The sequence below is a fragment of the Nonomuraea sp. AD125B genome, from assembly GCF_041402765.1.
Taxonomy (GTDB): domain Bacteria; phylum Actinomycetota; class Actinomycetes; order Streptosporangiales; family Streptosporangiaceae; genus Nonomuraea; species Nonomuraea bangladeshensis.
The window spans coordinates 1-19,397 of sequence record NZ_JBGLOU010000038.1; the positions used below are offsets into that span (position 1 = coordinate 1).

Here is a 19,397-nt window from a genome sequence, read left to right on the forward strand (position 1 = left end):
GCTCAAGCCATGACGCCGTCCCCGGCCTCATGGGCTCAAGCCCTGACCCCGTCGCGTACCGGGCCTCAGCCCAGCCGGTTGTCGGTGCCGCGCGGCCCCTGCCGCGTGGACTCCGCGCTCAGCGTCGGCTGCCAGTCGAACACGTAGCCACCCTCCATGGGCCCGATGACCACCTCGGCACCCGCCGTGGCCCCGGCCTTGGCCAGCTCCTCCTCGACCCCCAGCCGCTCCAGACGGTCGGCGAGGTAGCCGACGGCCTCGTCGTTGGTGAAGTCGGTCTGCCGGATCCACCGCTCCGGCTTCTCGCCGGTGACCTGGTACAGGTTCTCGTTGACCCGCCGGACCTTGAACCCGGCGTCCCCGAGCTGCTTGGGCCGGATGACGAGCCGGGTGGGCTCCTCCACCGGCTTGCTGGCCCGCGCCGCCGCGACCCACTCCCCCATCGCGTACGTCAGCTCGCGCAGCCCGTCATGCGTGGCCGCCGACACCGTGAACACCCGCAGCCCGCGCTCCTCGAACTCCGGCGTCACCAGCTCGGCCAGCTCCCGCGCGTCCGGCACGTCCGCCTTGTTGAGCACGACGATGCGCGGCCGGTCCTCCAGCTTCCCGTACGCGGCGAGCTCGGCCTCGATCACCTCGTAGTCGCTGACCGGGTCGCGTCCCGGCTCCATCGTGGCGCAGTCGATGACGTGCGCGAGCATGTCGCACCGCTCGACGTGCCGCAGGAACTCGTGCCCGAGCCCCTTCCCCTGCGAGGCGCCCGGGATCAGCCCCGGCACGTCGGCCACGGTGAACACGGTCTCGCCCGCCGTCACCACGCCCAGGTTCGGCACGAGCGTCGTGAACGGATAGTCGGCGATCTTCGGCTTGGCCGCGCTCAGCGCCGCGATCAGCGACGACTTGCCCGCGCTCGGGAAGCCGACCAGCGCCACGTCCGCGACGCTCTTCAGCTCCAGCATCACGTCGAGCCCGTCGCCCGGCTCGCCGAGCAGCGCGAACCCCGGCGCCTTGCGCCTGGCCGTGGCCAGCGCGGCGTTGCCGAGGCCCCCGTGGCCGCCCTGCGCGATGACGTACCGGGTGCCGGCGCCGATCAGGTCCACCAGCACCTCGCCGGTGCGGGCGTCCTTGACCACCGTGCCGTTGGGCACCGGCAGGACCACGTCTTCGCCGTTGGCGCCGTCGCGGTTGGAGCCCTGCCCCTGCTTGCCGTTCTCGGCCTTGCGGTGCGGGCGGCGGTGGTAGTCGAGCAGGGTCGCGGTGTTGGGGTCCACCTCAAGGATGACGTCGCCGCCGCGCCCGCCGTTGCCACCGTCAGGACCGCCGAGGGGCTTGAACTTCTCCCGGTGGATGGAGGCGCACCCGTTTCCCCCGTCACCGGCCTTGACGTGCAGGACCACCTGGTCCACGAAGTCCGGCATGCAGCAGCACTCCTCCATCGCCCCCGCCCAGGGGGCCTCTCAACTCGTCGAACGGGACCCTACCCAGGCCCCGGAAACGCGAAAGGGGTGGATCGCCCGCGCGATCCACCCCTTTGACGCGATGGTGCAACGACCCCCGTGACGGGAGCGGAGAACTACTCCGCGACGGGGACGATGCTCACGGCCCGACGGCCGCGCTTGACGCCGAACTGCACGTGACCCGCGGCCAGCGCGAACAGCGTGTCGTCGCCACCACGGCCGACGTTGTCGCCGGGGTGGAAGTGGGTGCCACGCTGACGGACGATGATCTCGCCCGCGTTGACCAGCTGGCCGCCGAAGCGCTTGACGCCCAGGCGCTGAGCATTGGAGTCACGGCCGTTCCGGGTGGACGACGCGCCCTTCTTGTGTGCCATCTCTCAAACTCCCGATCAGGCCTGGTCGATACCGGTGATCTTCACCTGGGTGTACCGCTGACGGTGACCCTGGCGCTTCTTGTAACCGGTCTTGTTCTTGTACTTGAGAATCCGGATCTTCGGGCCCTTGGTCTCACCGAGGATCTCGGCGCTGACCATGAACTTGCCCACCTCGGTGGTCACGTCGCCATCGTCGACGACGAGCACCGTCGGCAGCGAAACCGAAGAGCCGACCTCGCCGGCGACCTTGTCCACCTCGAGGACGTCACCGACGGAGACCTTCTGCTGCCTGCCGCCGCAACGAACGATCGCGTACACCGCGGAACCCTTCTACTGACTCGCTGTTGCCACAGCCGTCCCCTGAGGGAACGACCGCCGAATGCTGCGCCTGCCATTCGGTCCTGTCTCGAACCGACGAACCGAGTAGGCGCGCCAACAGGGCGCGTCACCTGACGCACCGGTTCACCAGGGTACCGGATTAACGGCCCCCTAGGCGAACCGGACGGATCGTCGGATGTCCGCCAAAGGCTAGTCGGCGGACTTCGCTCGGCGGGAGCGTCGCCGCCCTCTGCCGGAAGTCTGGCCCGCTTGGTCGTCCTCAGCCGGGACATCATCAAGCGCACCGGTCACGGTATCACGGCCGGAGGTGTCCTTGGCCGCGGAAACCTTGTCCGAGACCGCCTTCTCGACGGCCATCTTGCCCTGCGTGCCGCGCGGCTCCGGCTTGCTCTCGACCGGCTCGGTCGAGACGATCAGCCCGCGCCCGTTGCAGCACTCGCACGGCGTCGAGAACGCCTCCAGCAGCCCCTGGCCGACCCGCTTACGCGTCATCTGCACCAGGCCCAGCGAGGTCACCTCGGCCACCTGGTGCTTCGTACGGTCGCGCGCCAGGCACTCCAGCAGCCGCCGCAGCACCAGGTCGCGGTTGGACTCCAGCACCATGTCGATGAAGTCGATCACGATGATGCCGCCGATGTCGCGCAGCCGGAGCTGGCGCACGATCTCCTCGGCCGCCTCCAGGTTGTTCCTGGTGACCGTCTCCTCCAGGTTGCCGCCCTGGCCGGTGAACTTGCCGGTGTTGACGTCCACGACCGTCATCGCCTCGGTGCGGTCGATGACCAGCGAACCGCCGCTCGGCAGCCACACCTTGCGCTCCAGCGCCTTGCCGAGCTGCTCGTCGATGCGGTAGGCCTCGAACACGTCGCCCTGCTCGCCGTCCCACTTCGACAGCCGCTCGCCCAGGTGCGGCGCGACGTACTTGACGTAGTCGTCGACCGTGTCCCAGGCGTCGTCGCCCTGGACGACCAGGTTCGTGAAGTCCTCGTTGAAGACGTCACGGATGACGCGGACGGTGAGGTCGGGCTCGGCGGACAGCAGCTCGGGAGGGCTGGCCGACTTGGCCTTCTTCTGGATGCTCTCCCACTGGGCCGACAGCCGGGCCACGTCGCGGGCCAGCTCGTCCTCGGAGGCGCCCTCGGCCGCGGTGCGCACGATGACGCCCGCGTTCTCCGGCATGACCTTCTTCAGGATGCTCTTGAGCCGGGTGCGCTCCTTGTCGGGGAGCTTGCGGCTGATGCCGGTCATCGACCCGTCCGGCACGTACACGAGGTAACGCCCAGGCAGGCTGATCTGCGAGGTGAGCCGCGCGCCCTTGTGCCCGATCGGGTCCTTGGTGACCTGCACCAGCACCGACTGGCCGGACTTCAGCGCCGACTCGATGCGCTTCGGCTGGCCCTCCATCCCGACGGTGTCGAAGTTGACCTCACCGGCGTACAGGACCGCGTTGCGCCCCTTGCCGATGTCCACGAACGCCGCCTCCATCGACGGCAGCACGTTCTGGACCTTGCCGAGGTAGACGTTGCCCACGTACGACTGGCTCGCCTCGCGGTTGACGTAGTGCTCGACGAGCACGCCGTCCTCCAGCACCGCGATCTGCGTACGGTCGCCCTGGCGGCGCACCACCATCATGCGGTCGACCGACTCGCGCCGGGCCAGGAACTCCGACTCGGTGATGATCGGCGGACGCCTGCGGCCCAGCTCGCGGCCCTCGCGGCGGCGCTGCTTCTTGGCCTCCAGCCGGGTCGAGCCGCGCACGCTCTGCACGCCGTCCGTGGCGGTCTCAAGCGCACCGGTACGGCCGGAGCGCGGCGCGCGGATGCGCACCACCGTGTTGGGCGGGTCGTCGCTGGCCGGCTCGGCGCCCTCGTCACCACCCCTGCGGCGACGGCGACGGCGGCGGCGTGAGGACGAGCTCTCCTCTTCCTCCTGCGCGGCCGGCTCCTCGGCGGGCTCCTCCTCGGACTCCTCGTCCTGGTCCTCGCCGTCCTCGCCCTCGCCACGCTCACGCGCCTTGCCGCGCCCGCGTCCGCCGCGGCGGCGACGGCGGCGACGGCCGCCGCCCTCTTCCTCCTCGGGCTCCTCGGCGGCCTCGGCGTCGGTCTCGTCCTCGACGCCCTCCTCGACCAGGTCCTCGGCCTCCTCCGGCTCGACCGGCTGGGGCGGCTCGGGACGCCGCGTCACGGCCGGCTTGGCCTGCGTCGGATCCGGCGCCTGGAACAGCGGCGCGAAGATGGCCGCGGGCCGCTGGAACGCGGCTCCGGGCTCGTCGTGATGGCGAGCCGAGAACCCGAACGGGTCCGCCAGCAGACTCGGCCGGGTCGGTTCCTCGTCGAGGTCCTCACCGGCGGGCTCGTCATCGAGCGGCTCGTCCTCGGGAAGGATCTCGATGATGTCCTCCCCCTCAACCCCCTCGACATCCCCGCCAGAGGCCGCCACCGCGCCCTGAACACCACCGGGGGCCGCACCCTGACCGACACCGGCCTCAGCACCCCGAGCACCACCAGCCGCCACACCCTGACCGGCACCGACCTCCGTGCCCTGGACACCTCCAGCCGCCGTGCCCTGACCGGCGCCGGCCTCAGCGCTCCGAGCACCGCTGACCGCCGCACCCTGACCGGCGCCAGCCTGGTCAGGAAGGGCTCCCTGCGTGCCCGCGTCCTCGCCCGTCTCGCCGGGCGCCGCCTCCGCGGCGGCCGCGCGCCGGCTACGCGTCGTCGTGGCGCGGGTGCGCGTCCTCCGACTGCCCGTGCCACGGCCGCTCCCGGCCTCCTCGGCGGCTTCCTCAACGCCCTGTGCCGCGGCCTGTCCGGCACCCTCGGCGCCGACCTGCCCGGCACCCACACCCTCGGCCGCGCTCACACCAGCGACCGGCCCAGCGGCGGCCTCGGCCGCGCCGGCGGCCGGCACGCCCTGCTCCCCGGCGGGCGCGACGGCCTCCGCCGCCACGTCCTCACCGGCCTTCTTACGAGTCCTGGTACGCCGCTTCGGCGCGGCCTCCTCTGCGGGAGCCGCGGCCACGCCGCTCTCCACCGCACCGGCGGCAGCACCCTCGGCGCTCACAGCCGCACCGGCGCCGCTCTCGGCCCCGGCCTCCTCGGCCTCGGCGCCCTTCTTCGTGGTACGCCGCCGCGTCGTCGTCGCGGTGGACCGCGTACGCGACGTCTTCTTGGGCTTCTCCTCGCCGGCTCCGGCCTCGCTCACCGTGTCCGCCACGGCCCCGGCCACAGCGGCCTCCACCGGACTGACACCAGCCCCAGCACCACCGTCAGCACCGCCACCCTCAGCGGCAGCGCCACCAGCGCCACCCTCAGCGGCAGCGCCACCAGCAGCCCCGGCAGCACCAAGGCCACCAGCAGGGCCGGCCTCAGCCGCACCCCCACCGGCCCCGCGAGCGCCGCTCACGGCGCCGCTTCCGCTCCCGTTCTCCACGGCAACAGCGACCTCGGCGTCCGGAGACCCGGCCGCTCTGCGCACCACGGTGCCCCGCACCGGCGCGCCCTCCGACACCGACACCGACGGCGCGGCCTGTGCGGCGATGACGGTGACCGGCTTCTGCGCCGGCTCCTCGGGCAGCTCGGGCGGCGGCCCCGCGGGCCGGCTGGCGGCGCGGCGGCGCCTGGTCCCCGTTGACTGTTCAGTTGTCTCCCCGTCGGGGCCAGTGGCCCCGGCGTTGGGCTCGTTGTCGAGCATGCGGGCGCTCTCCCGTCAGCTCCCGGGCGCGTCGCCGCGCCGCGCAGGAGCCATCGTGTCTCAGTTGTCCGCCGGCGCCTCCGTGACGGAGTCGCCGACGCCAAGTCCTGTCAGCGGTCGTGCCCGGCGCATGCTGGGCGCGTCCTCAACCGCCGACGTGCTCACCCGCCGGTCCCGCCTCGCCGCCGCGCGTCGTGTCGCGGTCCAGGCCGAGCGGGTCGGCAAGCGCACCGGTGCTGGCGTCGAGCGGCCCCTGCGCCAGCCTGGTCACCTCGGGGGGAACCGGCGGCGCGAAGTCGGCCACAAGGCGCAGCCCTGTGAGCACATCGTCGGGTCGAACTGCAGGCGTCATGTGCCGAACAACCATGCGCAGTATGACACACGGCTCTCTCTGCACCTGAGCTGCGGTTCTTTCTGTTCCCTCGGAAACCGTCAGCCCCAGGACGGCGCCGCGCGCGTCGAAGCGGCGGGGTCCCTTCTTGGTGAGGCGTTCGACCTCCACGGTGCCCTCCGCGAGAAACTTCTCCACCGCCACCTCGGCGAGCTCGCGATCGGCACCGGGCAGGCGCACCTCCCAGTCGGAGACCTCCAAGCGGTCGGCCAGCCCACCCTGACCCGCCTCCACGACGTCGAGCACATCGAGCCCCGGCGGCAGCGATCCGTCCAGACTGGACCTGACCTGCTCGGGGTCACACGGCGTGGTCACGCCGATCTCGAGGTATTCGGCTTCGCTGGCGACGCCGGTCGGCGCCGCGCCCGCGTAGGAGATCTTGGGGTGGGGCGAGAAACCCGCGCTGTAGGCCACCGGAATGCCGGCACGGCGAACCGCCCTCTCGACGGCCCGCGAGATGTCGCGGTGGCTGGTGAAGCGCAGGCGGCCGCGCTTGGCGTAACGCACACGCAGGCGCTGCACCGTGGGCGCGGGCGGAGGCCCTTCGGGAACAGGTTTCAGAGTCTGTCGTCCTTCCCTTGTAAGAGTTCCTTCGTTCAGGATAAGCCGCCCCGGTGTATGGACGTGTACAACGAGGCACGGCTCGCCCACTGAGCGCGCTAGACCACGGTGAGCGGAAGGAGCTTCCGTCCCGTCGGCCCGATCTGGATCTCGGTGCCCATGGTGGGGCAGACGCCGCAGTCGTAGCACGGCGTCCACCGGCAGTCCTCGACCTCGCCTCCGGAGACCGCCTCCTGCCAGTCCTGCCACAGCCATTCGCGGTCGAGGCCGGCGTCGAGGTGGTCCCAGGGCAGGACCTCGTTCTCCTCCCGCTCGCGGGTGGTGTACCAGTCGACGTCGATGCCGGCCTTGTCCGCCGCGGCCATCCAGCGCTCGTAGGAGAAGTGCTCGCTCCAGCCGTCGAACCGGCCGCCGTCCTCCCAGACGGCCCGGATGACCGCGCCGATCCGGCGGTCGCCGCGCGACAGCAGGCCCTCCACGATCGAGGGTTTGCCGTCGTGGTAGCGGAAGCCGATGGCCCGGCCGTATTCCTTGTCGCCGCGCAGCGAGTCGCGCAGTGCCTTGAGCCGCCGGTCGACGGTCTCGTGGTCGGCCTGCCCGGCCCACTGGAACGGCGTGTGCGGCTTGGGCACGAACCCGCCGATGGAGACCGTGCAGCGGATGTCTCTGCTGCCGGTGGCCTCGCGGCCGGCCTTGATGACCTTCTTGGCCAGGTCGGCGATGCCGAGCACGTCCTCGTCCTGCTCGGTGGGCAGGCCGCACATGAAGTAGAGCTTCACCTGCCGCCACCCCTGCGAGTAGGCGGTGGTGACGGTGCGGATGAGGTCGTCCTCGCTGACCATCTTGTTGATCACCTTGCGCATCCGCTCCGAGCCGCCCTCGGGGGCGAACGTCAGACCGGAGCGCCGGCCGTTCCTGGAGAACTCGTTGGCCAGATCGATGTTGAACGCGTCGACCCGCGTCGAGGGCAGCGACAGCGAGGTGTTGGTGCCCTCGTAGCGGTCGGCCAGGCCCTTGGCGACCTCGGCGATCTCGGAGTGGTCGGCCGACGAGAGCGACAGCAGGCCGACCTCGTTGAAGCCGGACTCCTTGATGCCGTTGTCGACCATCGCCCCGATCGTGGTGATGGACCGCTCGCGCACGGGACGGGTGATCATGCCCGCCTGGCAGAACCGGCAGCCGCGGGTGCAGCCGCGGAAGATCTCCACGCTGAACCGCTCATGCACGGTCTCGGCCAGCGGGACCAGAGGCTTCTTCGGATAGGGCCACTCGTCGAGGTCCATCACGGTGTGCTTGTGGACCCGCCAGGGCACGTCGGGCCGGTTGGGCGCGACCCGCTTGATGCGCCCGTCCGGGTGGTAGTCGACGTCGTAGAACTTGGGCACGTAGACGCCGCCGGACTCGGCCAGCCGCATCAGCAGCTCGTCACGGCCGCCGGGTCTGCCCTCGCCCTTCCACTCGCGCACGACCTCGCTGATGGCGATGGAGATCTGCTCACCGTCGCCCAGCACGGCCGCGTCGACGAAGGCCGCGATCGGCTCGGGGTTGAAGGCCGCGTGGCCGCCCGCGATGACGATCGGATCGTCATCGCCCCGGTCCGCTGCCTCCAGCGGGATGCCGGCCAGGTCGAGCGCGGTCAGCAGGTTGGTGTAGCCGAGCTCGGTCGAGAACGACACGCCGAGCAGGTCGAAGGCGCGCACCGGGCGGTGCGCGTCGACGGTGAACTGCGGCACGCCCTCGGCCCGCATGAGGGCCTCCAGGTCGGGCCAGACGGCATAGGTGCGCTCGGCGAGCGTGCCGGGCAGCTCGTTGAGAATCTCGTAGAGGATCGCCACGCCCTGGTTGGGCAGCCCGACCTCATAGGCGTCCGGGTACATCAGCGCCCATCGCACGTCGGCGGAGTCCCAGTCCTTGACGGTCGAGTTGAGCTCACCTCCGACGTACTGGATGGGCTTCTGCACCTTGGGCAGCAGCGCTTCCAGGCGGTGGAAAATCGACTCGACAGGCATACCGTCAAGGGTAGCGGGGCCTGGGCGGTGGCAAATCCGGCAAGCGCGCTCACGCCCGGTCAGCGCCACCCCCGGCCGGTCAGAGGAACGACTGACCCCGCACCTTGATGGCCTGCAGCAGCCCGATCGCGATCAGGTTGGCGAACGTGGCCGTGCCGCCGTAGGACACGAACGGCAGCGGCAGGCCGGTGATCGGCATGATGCCGATCGTCATGCCGACGTTGACGAACGTCTGGAAGCCGAACCAGCACACGATCATGCCGGCGACCAGCGTCCCGAACCGGTCCTCGCACTTGCGGGCGATGCGCAGCCCGCGCACCAGCACCACCCCGAGCAGCACCACGACCGCGGCCGACCCGAGGAAGCCGAACTCCTCGCCAGCCACGGTGAAGATGAAGTCGGTGTGCTGCTCGGGCACGAACCGCCCGGTCGTCTGCCCGCCGCCGAGCAGCCCCTTGCCGAGCAGCTGCCCCGATCCGATGGCGATCAGCGACTGCGTCGCGTTGTATCCCACGCCGCGCGGATCGACGCTCGGATCGACGAACGCCGTGAACCGCGCCACCTGGTACGGCTCCAGCAACTGGAAGTAGAACACCGAGAAGATCCCCAGCGCGGCGGTGGCCACCAGCCCCGCGATGACCCGTTTGCGCACGCCCCCGAGGACCAGCCCGGCCGCCGTGATCACCGCCAGCACCATGGCCGTGCCCAGGTCGGGCTGGAGCATCACCAGCCCCATCGCGATCACCGCCGCCAGGATCGCCAGCATCACGTCGAGCCCGCGCGGCCGGTCGGTGCCCTCCGCGGGCTGCGCCAGCAGCATGGCGATGATCAGCAGCAGCCCCACCTTGGCGAACTCCGACGGCTGCACCGCGAAGCCGCCGCCGAGCAGGATCCACGAGTGCGAGCCGTTGATCGTCGCTCCCAGCGGCGTGATCACCAGCCCCAGCCCGACCAGCGACACGAAGAACACCAGCGGCGCGTACGCCCGCATCGCCCGGTGATCGACGGTCGCCACCATGGCGCACAGCACCACGCCGATGGCCTCGTTGAGCATGTGCTTCTTCACCAGGCCGGTGGAGCCGGGCGCCCAGGTCCTGGTGCACGACCACACCAGCAGCGTGCCGATCACGCACAGCCCGGCGACCGCCACCAGCATGAGCCCGTCGAGCCTGCGGACCGCGGAGTTCTCCTGCATGAGCCGGCGCAGCAGCGAGGGCCGCTGGACGGCGGCGGTGCGGGCGGTCATCGTGGCGCCACCGTTCCGTCGGGCCGGAAGACCGGCAGTTTGGTGGTGAGCCTGCCCCCGGGCACGGCCGGGGTCCGTTTGATGCCGTAGATGCCCTCGTAGATCTCACGCGCGGCGGGCGCAGCGGTCTGCGCGCCCATGCCGCCCTGGGAGACCATGACGACCACGACGTACTGCGGGTTCTTCGTCGGCGCGAACGAGGCGAACCACGAGGTGTCCTGCTTGCCCCACACCTCCGCGGTGCCGGTCTTGCCGCCCACGCGCACCTTGTCCATCGGGAAACCGGCGAACGCCCCGGCCGCGGTGCCGTCCTGGGCGACCTGGCTGAGCGCGTTCTTGATGTAGTGCCGCTCCTTCTCGCTCAGCGGCAGCTTGCCGACCACCGGCACGGGGATGGTCCTGACCACCTTGCCGTCGGGCCGCACCTGCGCCCAGCCGATGCGCGGGCTGCGCAGCTTCCCGTCGCTGACCAGCGCCATGTAGGCCCGCGCGAGCTGCATCGGCGTCACCAGCACGTCGCCCTGCCCGATGGAGAAGTTGGCCGAGTCGCCGGGCCGCAGCAGGAACCCCTCCGTGCAGTTCTCCAGCGCCAACCGCTTCAGGAACTCCGCCCGCGCGCGGTCCTTGACCTCCGGATAGCCCTTGCGCGAGCGCTCGCACGTGACCGCGTTGGTCTGGTTCCACAGGCTCTTCTTCCACGCCCGGTCGGGAATGCGGCCCCCGGACTCGCCGGGCAGGTCGACGCCCGTCGGCCGGCCGAACCCGAACGCCCTGGCCGTGTTCGCGAAGATCTCCTTCGGCGGCTTCTTCGGATAACGCCCGCCGTCCTTGAGGTACTGCTCGTACGCGGCCCGGTAGAAGATCGTGTCGCACGACCTCACCAGTGCCGTGTGCAGGTTCATCGGGCCCAGCCCGATGCCGCGGAAGTTGTTGAAGGCCCGCCCGCCCACGTTGTACGACCCCGAACAGTCGTAGGTGCCGTTCAGCGGATAGCCGGCCCGCAGCATCGACGTCACCGACGAGATCTTGAACGTCGAACCGGGCGCGAACTGCCCGTTGATCGCCCGCGACACCAACGGCTTGCCCGACTTCTCCGACATCAGCCGCTGGTAGCCGCGCGCCGAGATCCCGCCGCCCCAGATCTCCGGGTCGTAGTTGGGCTGGCTGGCCAGCGCCACCACCCTGCCGCTCCGCGCGTCGAGCACCACCGCCGCCCCACCGTCGGCCTGCGGCGCGGACTTCATGGCCCTTTCGAGGGCCTTCTCGGTCACCGCCTGGATCCGGGAGTCGATACTGGTCACCAGATGGTCGCCGGGAACGGGCGTGACCTGGTCCTCCACCCCGAGCGCCTTGCCCATCCGGTCGACCTGCACCCGGCGCAGCCCGGCCTTGCCGCGCAGCGCGTCGTCGTAGACGTACTCCAGCCCGTCGCGCCCGGCCAGGTCGACGCCGGAGAAGGCCGCCTTGAGCCCTTCGCGCTTCTCCAGCTCCTCCTCGGTGACCGGCTGCAGGTAGCCCAGCATCTGCGCGCCCGCCCGGCCGCCCGGGTACTGCCGCACGGAGTGGATCTCCGCCGTCACCCCGGGGAACTCCTCCTGGCGCTCCAGGATCTGCAGCGCCTCCCGGGTGTCCACCTTCTCGTCCAGCGGCACCGGCTGGTAGGGCGACCCCGTCCAGCACGGCTTCGGCACCTTCGGCCCGCACGGCGTGATCTTCCGCTGCAGCTCCTGCACCGGCCTGCCGAGCACCTGCGACAGCTTGGTCAGCACCTTCAGCCCGCCGTCCGGCGTCCTGGACAGCAGCGCGCGGTCCACCGACACGACCAGCGCCGTACGGTTGCGCACCAGCGGCCGCCCGGAGGAGTCGAGGATCTGCCCGCGCACGGCCGGCACGATCACCGTGCGCGTCCTGGTCTCCGTCGCCCGCGTCACGAACTCCTGCCCGTGCACCACCTGCACCTGGTAGAGCCGCCCGACCAGCACCACGAGCAGCGTCAGCACCAGCACGTGCAGCACCAGCAGCCGGGTCCGCATCCTGATCATGTCGAGTACCTCGGCTCGCCGCGGGCGGCCAGCCAGATGACGACAGGGGACACGAGCAGCGTGTAGACGATGGTGACGGGCACCTCCCCGGTCAACGTGGCCAGCGTCACCCGGGAGTCCCCGATCAGCAGGTTGACGCCCACGGCCAGCAGCGGCGCCAGCAGCACGCACAGCACCACGGTGGTCACCGGGCCGCCCGCCCCCCGACCGGCCACGTAGCCGACCAGCGCCAGCACGAACGCGTACTGCCCGACCAGATGAGCGCCCGGCGGCGCGATGTCCACCACCAGCCCGGCGAAGAACCCGAGCACCGCCCCCGGCACCGCCCCGCGCGCCAGAGCCGCCCCGACCACGGCCAACAGCACCAGATCAGGCGCTCCCCCGCCAGGCAACGGCAGCCGGTTGACCAGCATGACCTGCACCAGCAGCGCCAGCAGCACGCACAGTCCTCCGATCACCGCGACCCCTCCTCGTGCCCCAGCCCCCTGAACACCACAACCCACCCTCGCCGCGCAGCCCCCCGCACCGCCCCCACCCGCCGGCAGAAGCCGAGCCCCGCACCGCTAGGACCCACCTCCCACATGCAGGCACACACACCACAAGCCGCCTCCCGCACACAGGGCGCCCGCACCACGACCCGCCCTCGCCGCACAGGCACCCAGACCCGCGTCCCCAGACCCCGCATCCCGCACACAGACACCCGGACCCGCGCCCCCAGGCCCCGCATCCCGCACACGGGCCCCCGGACCCGGGGCCCCGCGCACCGCCCTCCGCCCACAGACGCCCGCATCACCGTGACCCCCCTCGGCGCGTAGGCGTCCGCGTCACCGCGCCCCCCTCCTTGGCGGGCAGCACCGCGTCACGCGGGTCCCTCTTCGGCGCCTCGACCACCACACCCACCGCGTCCAGCGCCGTCAGATCCGCGAACGGCCGCGCATAGGCGATGCGCGTCAGCTCTCCAGGCGTGGACTCGACCCGCTCGATCACCCCGACCGGCACCCCCGGCACGTACGGCCGCCCGTTCTGCGACCCGAAGCTGACGATCCGCCCGCCCCGCACCAGCGGCGCGGTGGAGTCGAGCAGCCGGAACTGCACGAGCCTGCCGTACTCGCCCACCCCGTGGACGACGCCGATCTCCTTGCCGCCCTCCAGCCGCGCGCCCGCCGCCGAGGCCGGATCGCTGATCAGCAGCACCGTCGAGCTGGTGGTGGAGGCGTGGATGACCCGCCCTACCAGCCCGTCGCCGTTGAGCACGGTCATCTCCGGCTGCACCCCGTCGGCGCTGCCGATGTCGATCTGCACGGTGTCCTCGAACCCCGGCTGACCTCGCCGCGCGACCACATTGCCTGTGACGATCTTGTATCCGCCGACTCCCGCCAGCCCCAGCAGCTTCTTCAGCTCGCTGGAGCGGTCGGCGTCGAGCTTGTCGGACAGCATCCCGGTCCGCAGCCGGGCGTTCTCCTCCGTTAGCGCCTTGATGCGCTCCTGCGCCGCCGGCGCGGTGAACACGGCCTGCACGAACGTGGTGACCGGCCGCACCACCCCGCCCCCGAGCTGCTCGGCCGACCCGAAGACCCAGGCCCCGACGGCGCGGAGCGGGCGCAGCGGCGAGCTCTCGCCGGTGCGATGATCGACGGTCAGGATGACCAGCGCCGCCGTCAGCAGCACTCCGAGGATCAGCCGGCCCCGGCGCGAGTCCCTCATCAGTGCCGTGACTCCGGCACCAGGACCTCCTGCAGCGCCTCGAAGTCCTCGGCGCACTTGCCGGAGCCGATGGCCACCGAGTCGAGGGCGTTCTCGACGAGGTGGACCGGCATGCCCGTCTCGGCCTTGACCCGCTCGTCGAGGCCCCTGAGCAGAGCGCCGCCGCCGGTGAGCGCGATGCCGCGGTCCATGATGTCGCCGGACAACTCGGGCGGGCACTTGTCGAGCGTGGTCTTGACCGCGTCGACGATCGCGTTGACCGGCTCCTCGATCGCCTTCCTGATCTCCTCGCCGGAGACGATGATCGTCTTCGGCAGCCCGCTGACGAGGTCGCGCCCGCGGATCTCAGCGTGCAGATCCTCGCCGTGCGGGCAGGCCGAGCCGATCGCCATCTTGATCTCCTCGGCGGTGCGCTCGCCGAGCATGAGCGAGAACTCCTTCTTGGCAAACGCGATGACGGCCTGGTCGAGCTCGTCGCCGCCGATGCGGATCGACTGACTGGTGACGAGGCCGCCCATCGAGATGATCGCCACCTCGGTGGTGCCCCCGCCGATGTCGACGACCATGTTGCCGGTGGGCTCGTGAACCGGCAGCCCGGCGCCGATCGCGGCCGCCATGGGCTCCTCGACGATGTAGACCTTGCGTGCGCCGGCCTGGTAGCCGGCCTCTTTCACCGCGCGCTGCTCGACGCTGGTGATGCCGCTCGGCACGGCGATGATGATGCGCGGCTTGGCGAAGTGACGCCGTTTGTGCACCCTCTGAATGAAATAGCGCAACATGCGCTCGGTGACGTCGAAGTCGGCGATCACGCCGTCCTTCAGCGGCCGGACGGCCACGATGTTTCCGGGCGTACGGCCGATCATGCGCTTGGCCTCGATGCCGACCGCCACGATCTTGCCCGTGGTGGTGTTGATCGCGACGACGGACGGCTCGTTGAGCACGATGCCGCGGCCACGGACATAGACCAGTGTGTTGGCGGTTCCGAGGTCGACCGCCATGTCACGGCCGAGGAACGCGAGCTTGCTGCCCATGGGGAACGGAGCCCTCCGTAACGTCGTTCGCGAATGACTACGGATTGAATTCGAATCGTAACGTGACGTACCCACCGCTGAGTGCAACGAGCCATCGCACTCCTCAAAAATCTCCAGCCCCAAGCTCAACCGCAATTTTGCCCAGACTGTCGCATAACGCCCGAACGTCCGCTGGACCGTTCCAAAAGCCCCACATGGCATCCCGCAACTCTCGCGGCACACGCTACGCAGGACCACCGACAAAAACACGCGCGCCCGCACAGCGTGCAGTACTGTGCGGGCGCGGGAGTTGCCTTCGCGGCCCTCGGAAAGGGACGGTCAGGGCGAGGTAACTAGAAGCGGTCGGGGAAGAAGATCTTGATCTCCCGGGCGGCGGACTCGGGCGAGTCGGAGCCGTGGACGACGTTCTCGCCGATCTCCAGGGCGTGGTCGCCGCGGATCGTGCCGGGGGCGGACTTCACCGGGTCGGTGGCGCCGGCCAGCGCGCGGAAGGCCTCGACGGCGCGGGGGCCCTCCAGCACCAGGGCGACGAGCGGCCCCGACGTGATGAACTCGACGAGCTCACCGAAGAACGGCCGCTCGGAGTGCTCGGCGTAGTGCGCCTTGGCGGTGTCGGCGTCGAGGGTGCGCAGATCCATCGCCACGACCTTGAGGCCCTTGCGCTCCACACGGGCGATCACGTCACCGATGAGGCCACGCTTCACCCCGTCGGGCTTGATCAGGACAAGAGTGCGCTCGGACACTTGAAGTTCTCCTTCGAACAGAATGGGGTCGCGGCTACCGGCGCCCCGGCCTCATCGCGAGGACGCCTCGGCCGGGCACGGGCCCGGACGTCGCCGTAGCCGGGCCTCAGCTTACCGTCCCGGGCCCGCACCCTCGTTTCGTACGGCGATCCCGTCCCGGCCCTCCAGGCCGTCGTGGAGGCCGGACGGCGCCGTCTAGGGGGCACGGTCGTCCTCAGGTGACTTCGCCTGAGGCGGAACAGCGGGCACCTGCCCCTCCTCGGCCTCGGCGAACGCAGGCCCGTCCGGCACGGACCGACCACCTTCAGTCGCGCCCGGACCCCGCTCCCCGCCCCGACCAGAATCGTCCGCGGCGTCGAAGGCATCTCCCCATTTCCGCCGCTCACCGGCGCAGTCAACGGCCTCGCTCCCCGCACCTGGATCACCCTGCGGGGCTGTTACGAGCAGGACATCCTCGAAGGCCCGTTTGCCTCCTTCGTCGCCCTCGGACCGCCGCGCCAGCACAGCCGCCAGCACGATGATCGCCACCAGCAGGAACCCGCCGATGAGCGCCCACCAGTGCAACGCCCCCACGAACTTGTCCACCAGCTCCTGCGCCGACCGGACCCCGTCCAGCAGCGCCATCTGCACCCCGGTCCCCAGCAGGAACCCTGCCAGCACCCCGGCCACGCACAACGACAGCCCGAACGCCGCCGCCCCGATCCCGACCTCCTGCAACGTCGCCGTCAGGGCCACCGCCGCTCCCACCGCCAGCAACGTGAACGGCACCGCCAGCACCATCCCGTCGGCCGACGGCACCACCAGCCGGACCGAGCACAACCCCACCACCATGGACAGCAGCCCCAGCGGCGCCAGCCATCTCCCGGCACCCACCGCGAACAGCCGCACAGCCACCGCCGCGCCGATCGCCAGCACTCCCGCGACGACGTACGGGATCCACAGCCCCCGCAACCCGGGCCCGCCGAGCCCGCCCATCTCCACCAGCGTCACCTGAGCCGCACTCGGCAGCAGCACCACCCCGACGGCCACCAGCACGTACGCCGCCCGGCGGCTCTCCACAGGCCCGATCGACGCCAGCGCCAGCAGCCCGAACACGGCCGTGGCCGCCAGCAGCACCACCGGAGGCGCCCGCCAGCCCGCCGAGGCCGTGCTGATCGCCACCACGGCGATCCCGAGCGCCAGAACGACGCACAGCAGCAGCCGGCCGCGCTCGCCCACCGCGAAAACGGGAGCCTCCGGCCGGCCGAGCAACATCCAGGCCAGCAGGTACGCCGCCGCCAACCCCAGCGCGACCCCCGTCACCAGCGGATACGGCTGCAACGTCACCTTCCAGCTGCTGACCGCGTCCAGCGGCCACAGCGCCAGCGCCTGCGCCGTGAGCAGACTCAGGCTGAACGTCCCTGCCCACAGACCGCGAAGCACCGGCGTACGCGTCCAGACCGCGACCAGCGTGGCGGGCACGAGCAGGCCGCACCCGACGCCGCGCAACACGCGTACGACGCCGACGAGAAGCTCACTGACCGCGTAACCGCCCGCCGCGTCGGACAGCGCCACCAGCGCCAGCCCGGCGAGCATGAGGTGCGCGGCAGGAACCCGTCGCAGCGCCACCGCCCCGAGCGGCACGGCCAGCATGAGCACGGGCAGGGCGAGCCCGTGCGTACGCATGAGCCCGACCTGGTCGATGTCGGCGGGCAGCAGCCTCGCGACGACGGAGAGCGTGTTGGGGATCGTGGTGATCGCCAGCGGCAGCGCGCAGACGACCAGCAGCCCGAGCAGAGTGTCGAGCAACCAGCTGTTTCCGGGCGCAACCGAACGGAGCGACCGCTGGATCGGGGGGACGGCCATGTAGGCCGACTTTAGCGGGTAGTAGCGCCCTCGACACGGCGAGCGACCATAATCGCGGTGATCCACAGCGCCGCGAAGATCGCCCCAAGGAAGAACATGGACGTCACCAGGAACCCACTCGCGATCGCCAGCACTTGGACGACGCTGCCCAGCAGGTAGCCGACCGGCTTCTTGAGCAGGCCGGCGGCGACCACGCACAGCATGGCCAGCCCGATCCCGACGGTCACCGCCAGCGCGGGCTCGACCTTGCCGATGACGATCGCGACAGGCGTGATCAGCCCGGCGACGATCGCCTCCATCCCGAGCACGCTGGCGCCGAGCCTGCGCATGCCCGGCGTCACCTGAAAGCTCATCTCGAACCCCCTTTCATCCTCATCAACCGGGCCGGTACGCCCGGCGGGCCCGACGCGTCGCATCCGGTCATCAGACGCCGTCCGCCTTCAGCAGCCGCCGCGCGTCCCCCGCCGTGACGACCGACCCCGTGATCAGCACGCCGGTGCCGCTGAACTCACCCTCGGCGTCGGCGATGCCGATGCCCTTGTCGATGGCGTCGTCCAGCCGGTCCTCCACGTGCACCCGCTCCTCGCCGAAGATCGGCTCGGCCAGCGCCGCCAGCTCGTCCGCCGTCAACGACCTGGGCGAGGAGTTACGCGTGACGATGATCTCGTCCACGATCGGCTCAAGCAGCTCCAGCAGGCCCTCGACGTCCTTGTCGCGCATGACCGCGACCACGCCGATGACCTTCGCGAAGTCGAACGCCTCGTGCAGCCCCTCCAGCGTCGCCTGCATGCCGCCGGGGTTGTGGGCGGCGTCGATGACGACCGTCGGAGTACGGCGGACGACCTCCATGCGCCCCGGCGAGGACGCCTGCGCGAAGGCCTGGCGTACGAGGTCGGCGTCGAGCGGGTCGTCGCCGCCCGTCAGCGCCTCGACGGCGGCCAGGGCGCACGCCGCGTTGCCCGCCTGGTGAGCGCCGTACAGCGGCAGGTAGACCTCGTCGTAGACGCCCTTGAGGCCGCGCAGGGTGAGCAGCTGCCCGCCGATGGCGACCTCGCGGCTCATCACCCCGAACTCCAGCCCTTCGCGCGCCACGACCGCGCCCACCTCGGCCGAGCGCCGCATCAGCACCTCTGCCGCGGCCAGCTCCTGCTGGGCCAGGATCGCGGTGGCGCCGGGCTTGATGATGCCCGCCTTCTCCCCGGCGATGCTGGGGATGTCGGGCCCGAGCCGGTCGGTGTGATCGAGGGAGATAGGAGTGATCACACACACGGTGCCGTCGGCGACATTGGTGGCGTCCCACGATCCGCCCATCCCGGTCTCGATGACCGCCACGTCCACGGGCGTGTCGGCGAACGCCGCGAACGCCATGGCCGTCAGCAGCTCGAAGAACTGGATGCGCCGGCCCTGGGTGTCGGCGAGCTCGACGTACGGGATGATCTCCTCGTAGACCTGCGCGAAGCGTTCCTCGCTGAGCGGCTCACCGTCGACGGTGATGCGCTCGCGCATGGACACCAGGTGAGGGCTGGTGAACCGCCCCACCCGCAGGTTGCGCTCCTTGAGCAGCGCCTCGGTCAGCCGCGCGGTGCTCGTCTTGCCGTTGGTGCCGGCGATGTGTATGACCGGGTACGCCCGCTGCGGTGAGCCGAGCAGGTCCAGCAGGGCCGCGATCCTGTCCAGCGTCGGCTCGAAGTCCCACTCGACGCCGCGCTCCAAGATCGCGCGTTCGACGGCACGATAATCCACACCTCAACCCTACTGACTGCTCGCACCGCTCCCGGCCACGCCCCACTCCCTGCGGCACCGCACAAATGCAGAAGGGCCCCGACTGAACCAGTCGGGGCCCTCCATAAAGATTGTCCGGCGGTGACCTACTCTCCCACACCCTCCCGAGTGCAGTACCATCGGCGCAGAGAAGCTTAACTTCCGGGTTCGGAATGTAACCGGGTGTTTCCTTCCCGCCATAAC

At 70.8% G+C, this 19,397-nt stretch carries 16 protein-coding genes and 1 rRNA gene; all 17 read right to left on the reverse strand.

Features of this window, described 5'->3' with window-relative positions; genetic code table 11:
• Nucleotides 1–65 precede the first annotated feature (65 nt).
• Nucleotides 66–1,418, reverse strand: a complete 1,353-nt coding sequence (gene obgE / locus ACBR40_RS46670; RefSeq protein WP_344218647.1) for a GTPase ObgE — start codon at nt 1,416–1,418, stop codon at nt 66–68.
• A gap of 155 nt (nt 1,419–1,573) precedes the next feature.
• Entirely contained in the window at nt 1,574–1,831 is a 258-nt protein-coding gene (gene rpmA / locus ACBR40_RS46675) for a 50S ribosomal protein L27 (protein ID WP_012893687.1), read from the reverse strand.
• 15 nt (nt 1,832–1,846) lie between these two features.
• Nucleotides 1,847–2,149 (reverse strand): 50S ribosomal protein L21, encoded by a 303-nt coding sequence (gene rplU / locus ACBR40_RS46680; protein WP_020546368.1) that lies wholly within the window; start codon nt 2,147–2,149, stop codon nt 1,847–1,849.
• Between the two features lie 210 nt (nt 2,150–2,359).
• Nucleotides 2,360–5,395, reverse strand: a complete 3,036-nt coding sequence (locus ACBR40_RS46685) for a ribonuclease E/G (protein ID WP_371252915.1) — start codon at nt 5,393–5,395, stop codon at nt 2,360–2,362.
• Nucleotides 5,368–5,544 (reverse strand): hypothetical protein, encoded by a 177-nt coding sequence (locus tag ACBR40_RS46690; protein WP_371252916.1) that lies wholly within the window; start codon nt 5,542–5,544, stop codon nt 5,368–5,370. Before ACBR40_RS46690 ends, ACBR40_RS46685 begins: the two co-directional genes overlap by 28 nt.
• A 461-nt stretch (nt 5,545–6,005) precedes the next feature.
• Nucleotides 6,006–6,773, reverse strand: a complete 768-nt coding sequence (locus tag ACBR40_RS46695; RefSeq protein WP_344218630.1) for a TIGR03936 family radical SAM-associated protein — start codon at nt 6,771–6,773, stop codon at nt 6,006–6,008.
• Between the two features lie 137 nt (nt 6,774–6,910).
• Nucleotides 6,911–8,821, reverse strand: a complete 1,911-nt coding sequence (locus tag ACBR40_RS46700; protein ID WP_344218628.1) for a TIGR03960 family B12-binding radical SAM protein — start codon at nt 8,819–8,821, stop codon at nt 6,911–6,913.
• A gap of 79 nt (nt 8,822–8,900) precedes the next feature.
• Nucleotides 8,901–10,067 carry a rod shape-determining protein RodA gene (rodA, locus tag ACBR40_RS46705; RefSeq protein ID WP_329592039.1) on the reverse strand — a complete coding sequence of 389 codons (1,167 nt, stop codon included), beginning with the start codon at nt 10,065–10,067 and terminating at the stop codon, nt 8,901–8,903.
• The gene (mrdA, locus tag ACBR40_RS46710; RefSeq protein WP_371252917.1) at nt 10,064–12,109 is read right to left on the reverse strand and encodes a penicillin-binding protein 2; all 2,046 of its coding nucleotides are present in this window, start codon (nt 12,107–12,109) and stop codon (nt 10,064–10,066) included. The genes rodA and mrdA overlap by 4 nt, the downstream gene beginning before the upstream one ends.
• Entirely contained in the window at nt 12,106–12,567 is a 462-nt protein-coding gene (gene mreD, locus ACBR40_RS46715) for a rod shape-determining protein MreD (RefSeq protein ID WP_344218624.1), read from the reverse strand. Before mreD ends, mrdA begins: the two co-directional genes overlap by 4 nt.
• 331 nt (nt 12,568–12,898) lie before the next feature.
• Nucleotides 12,899–13,813: a rod shape-determining protein MreC gene (gene mreC / locus ACBR40_RS46720; RefSeq protein ID WP_344218622.1), complete on the reverse strand. Its 915-nt coding sequence runs from the start codon at nt 13,811–13,813 to the stop codon at nt 12,899–12,901.
• A complete protein-coding gene (locus ACBR40_RS46725) occupies nt 13,813–14,844 on the reverse strand; it encodes a rod shape-determining protein (RefSeq protein ID WP_344218620.1) in 1,032 nt (343 codons plus the stop codon). Before ACBR40_RS46725 ends, mreC begins: the two co-directional genes overlap by 1 nt.
• A gap of 332 nt (nt 14,845–15,176) precedes the next feature.
• Nucleotides 15,177–15,587 carry a nucleoside-diphosphate kinase gene (ndk, locus tag ACBR40_RS46730; RefSeq protein ID WP_090773482.1) on the reverse strand — a complete coding sequence of 137 codons (411 nt, stop codon included), beginning with the start codon at nt 15,585–15,587 and terminating at the stop codon, nt 15,177–15,179.
• A 195-nt stretch (nt 15,588–15,782) separates the two neighbouring features.
• A complete protein-coding gene (locus ACBR40_RS46735) occupies nt 15,783–17,375 on the reverse strand; it encodes a hypothetical protein (protein ID WP_371252918.1) in 1,593 nt (530 codons plus the stop codon).
• Between the two features lie 68 nt (nt 17,376–17,443).
• On the reverse strand, nt 17,444–17,785 hold the full coding sequence (locus tag ACBR40_RS46740) for a DUF4233 domain-containing protein (protein ID WP_371252919.1): 342 nt from the start codon (nt 17,783–17,785) through the stop codon (nt 17,444–17,446).
• Nucleotides 17,786–17,855: 70 nt separating this feature from the next.
• Nucleotides 17,856–19,175: a folylpolyglutamate synthase/dihydrofolate synthase family protein gene (locus ACBR40_RS46745; RefSeq protein ID WP_344218610.1), complete on the reverse strand. Its 1,320-nt coding sequence runs from the start codon at nt 19,173–19,175 to the stop codon at nt 17,856–17,858.
• A 112-nt stretch (nt 19,176–19,287) separates the two neighbouring features.
• Nucleotides 19,288–19,397, reverse strand: a 5S ribosomal RNA gene (rrf, locus tag ACBR40_RS46750); the annotation flags it as partial.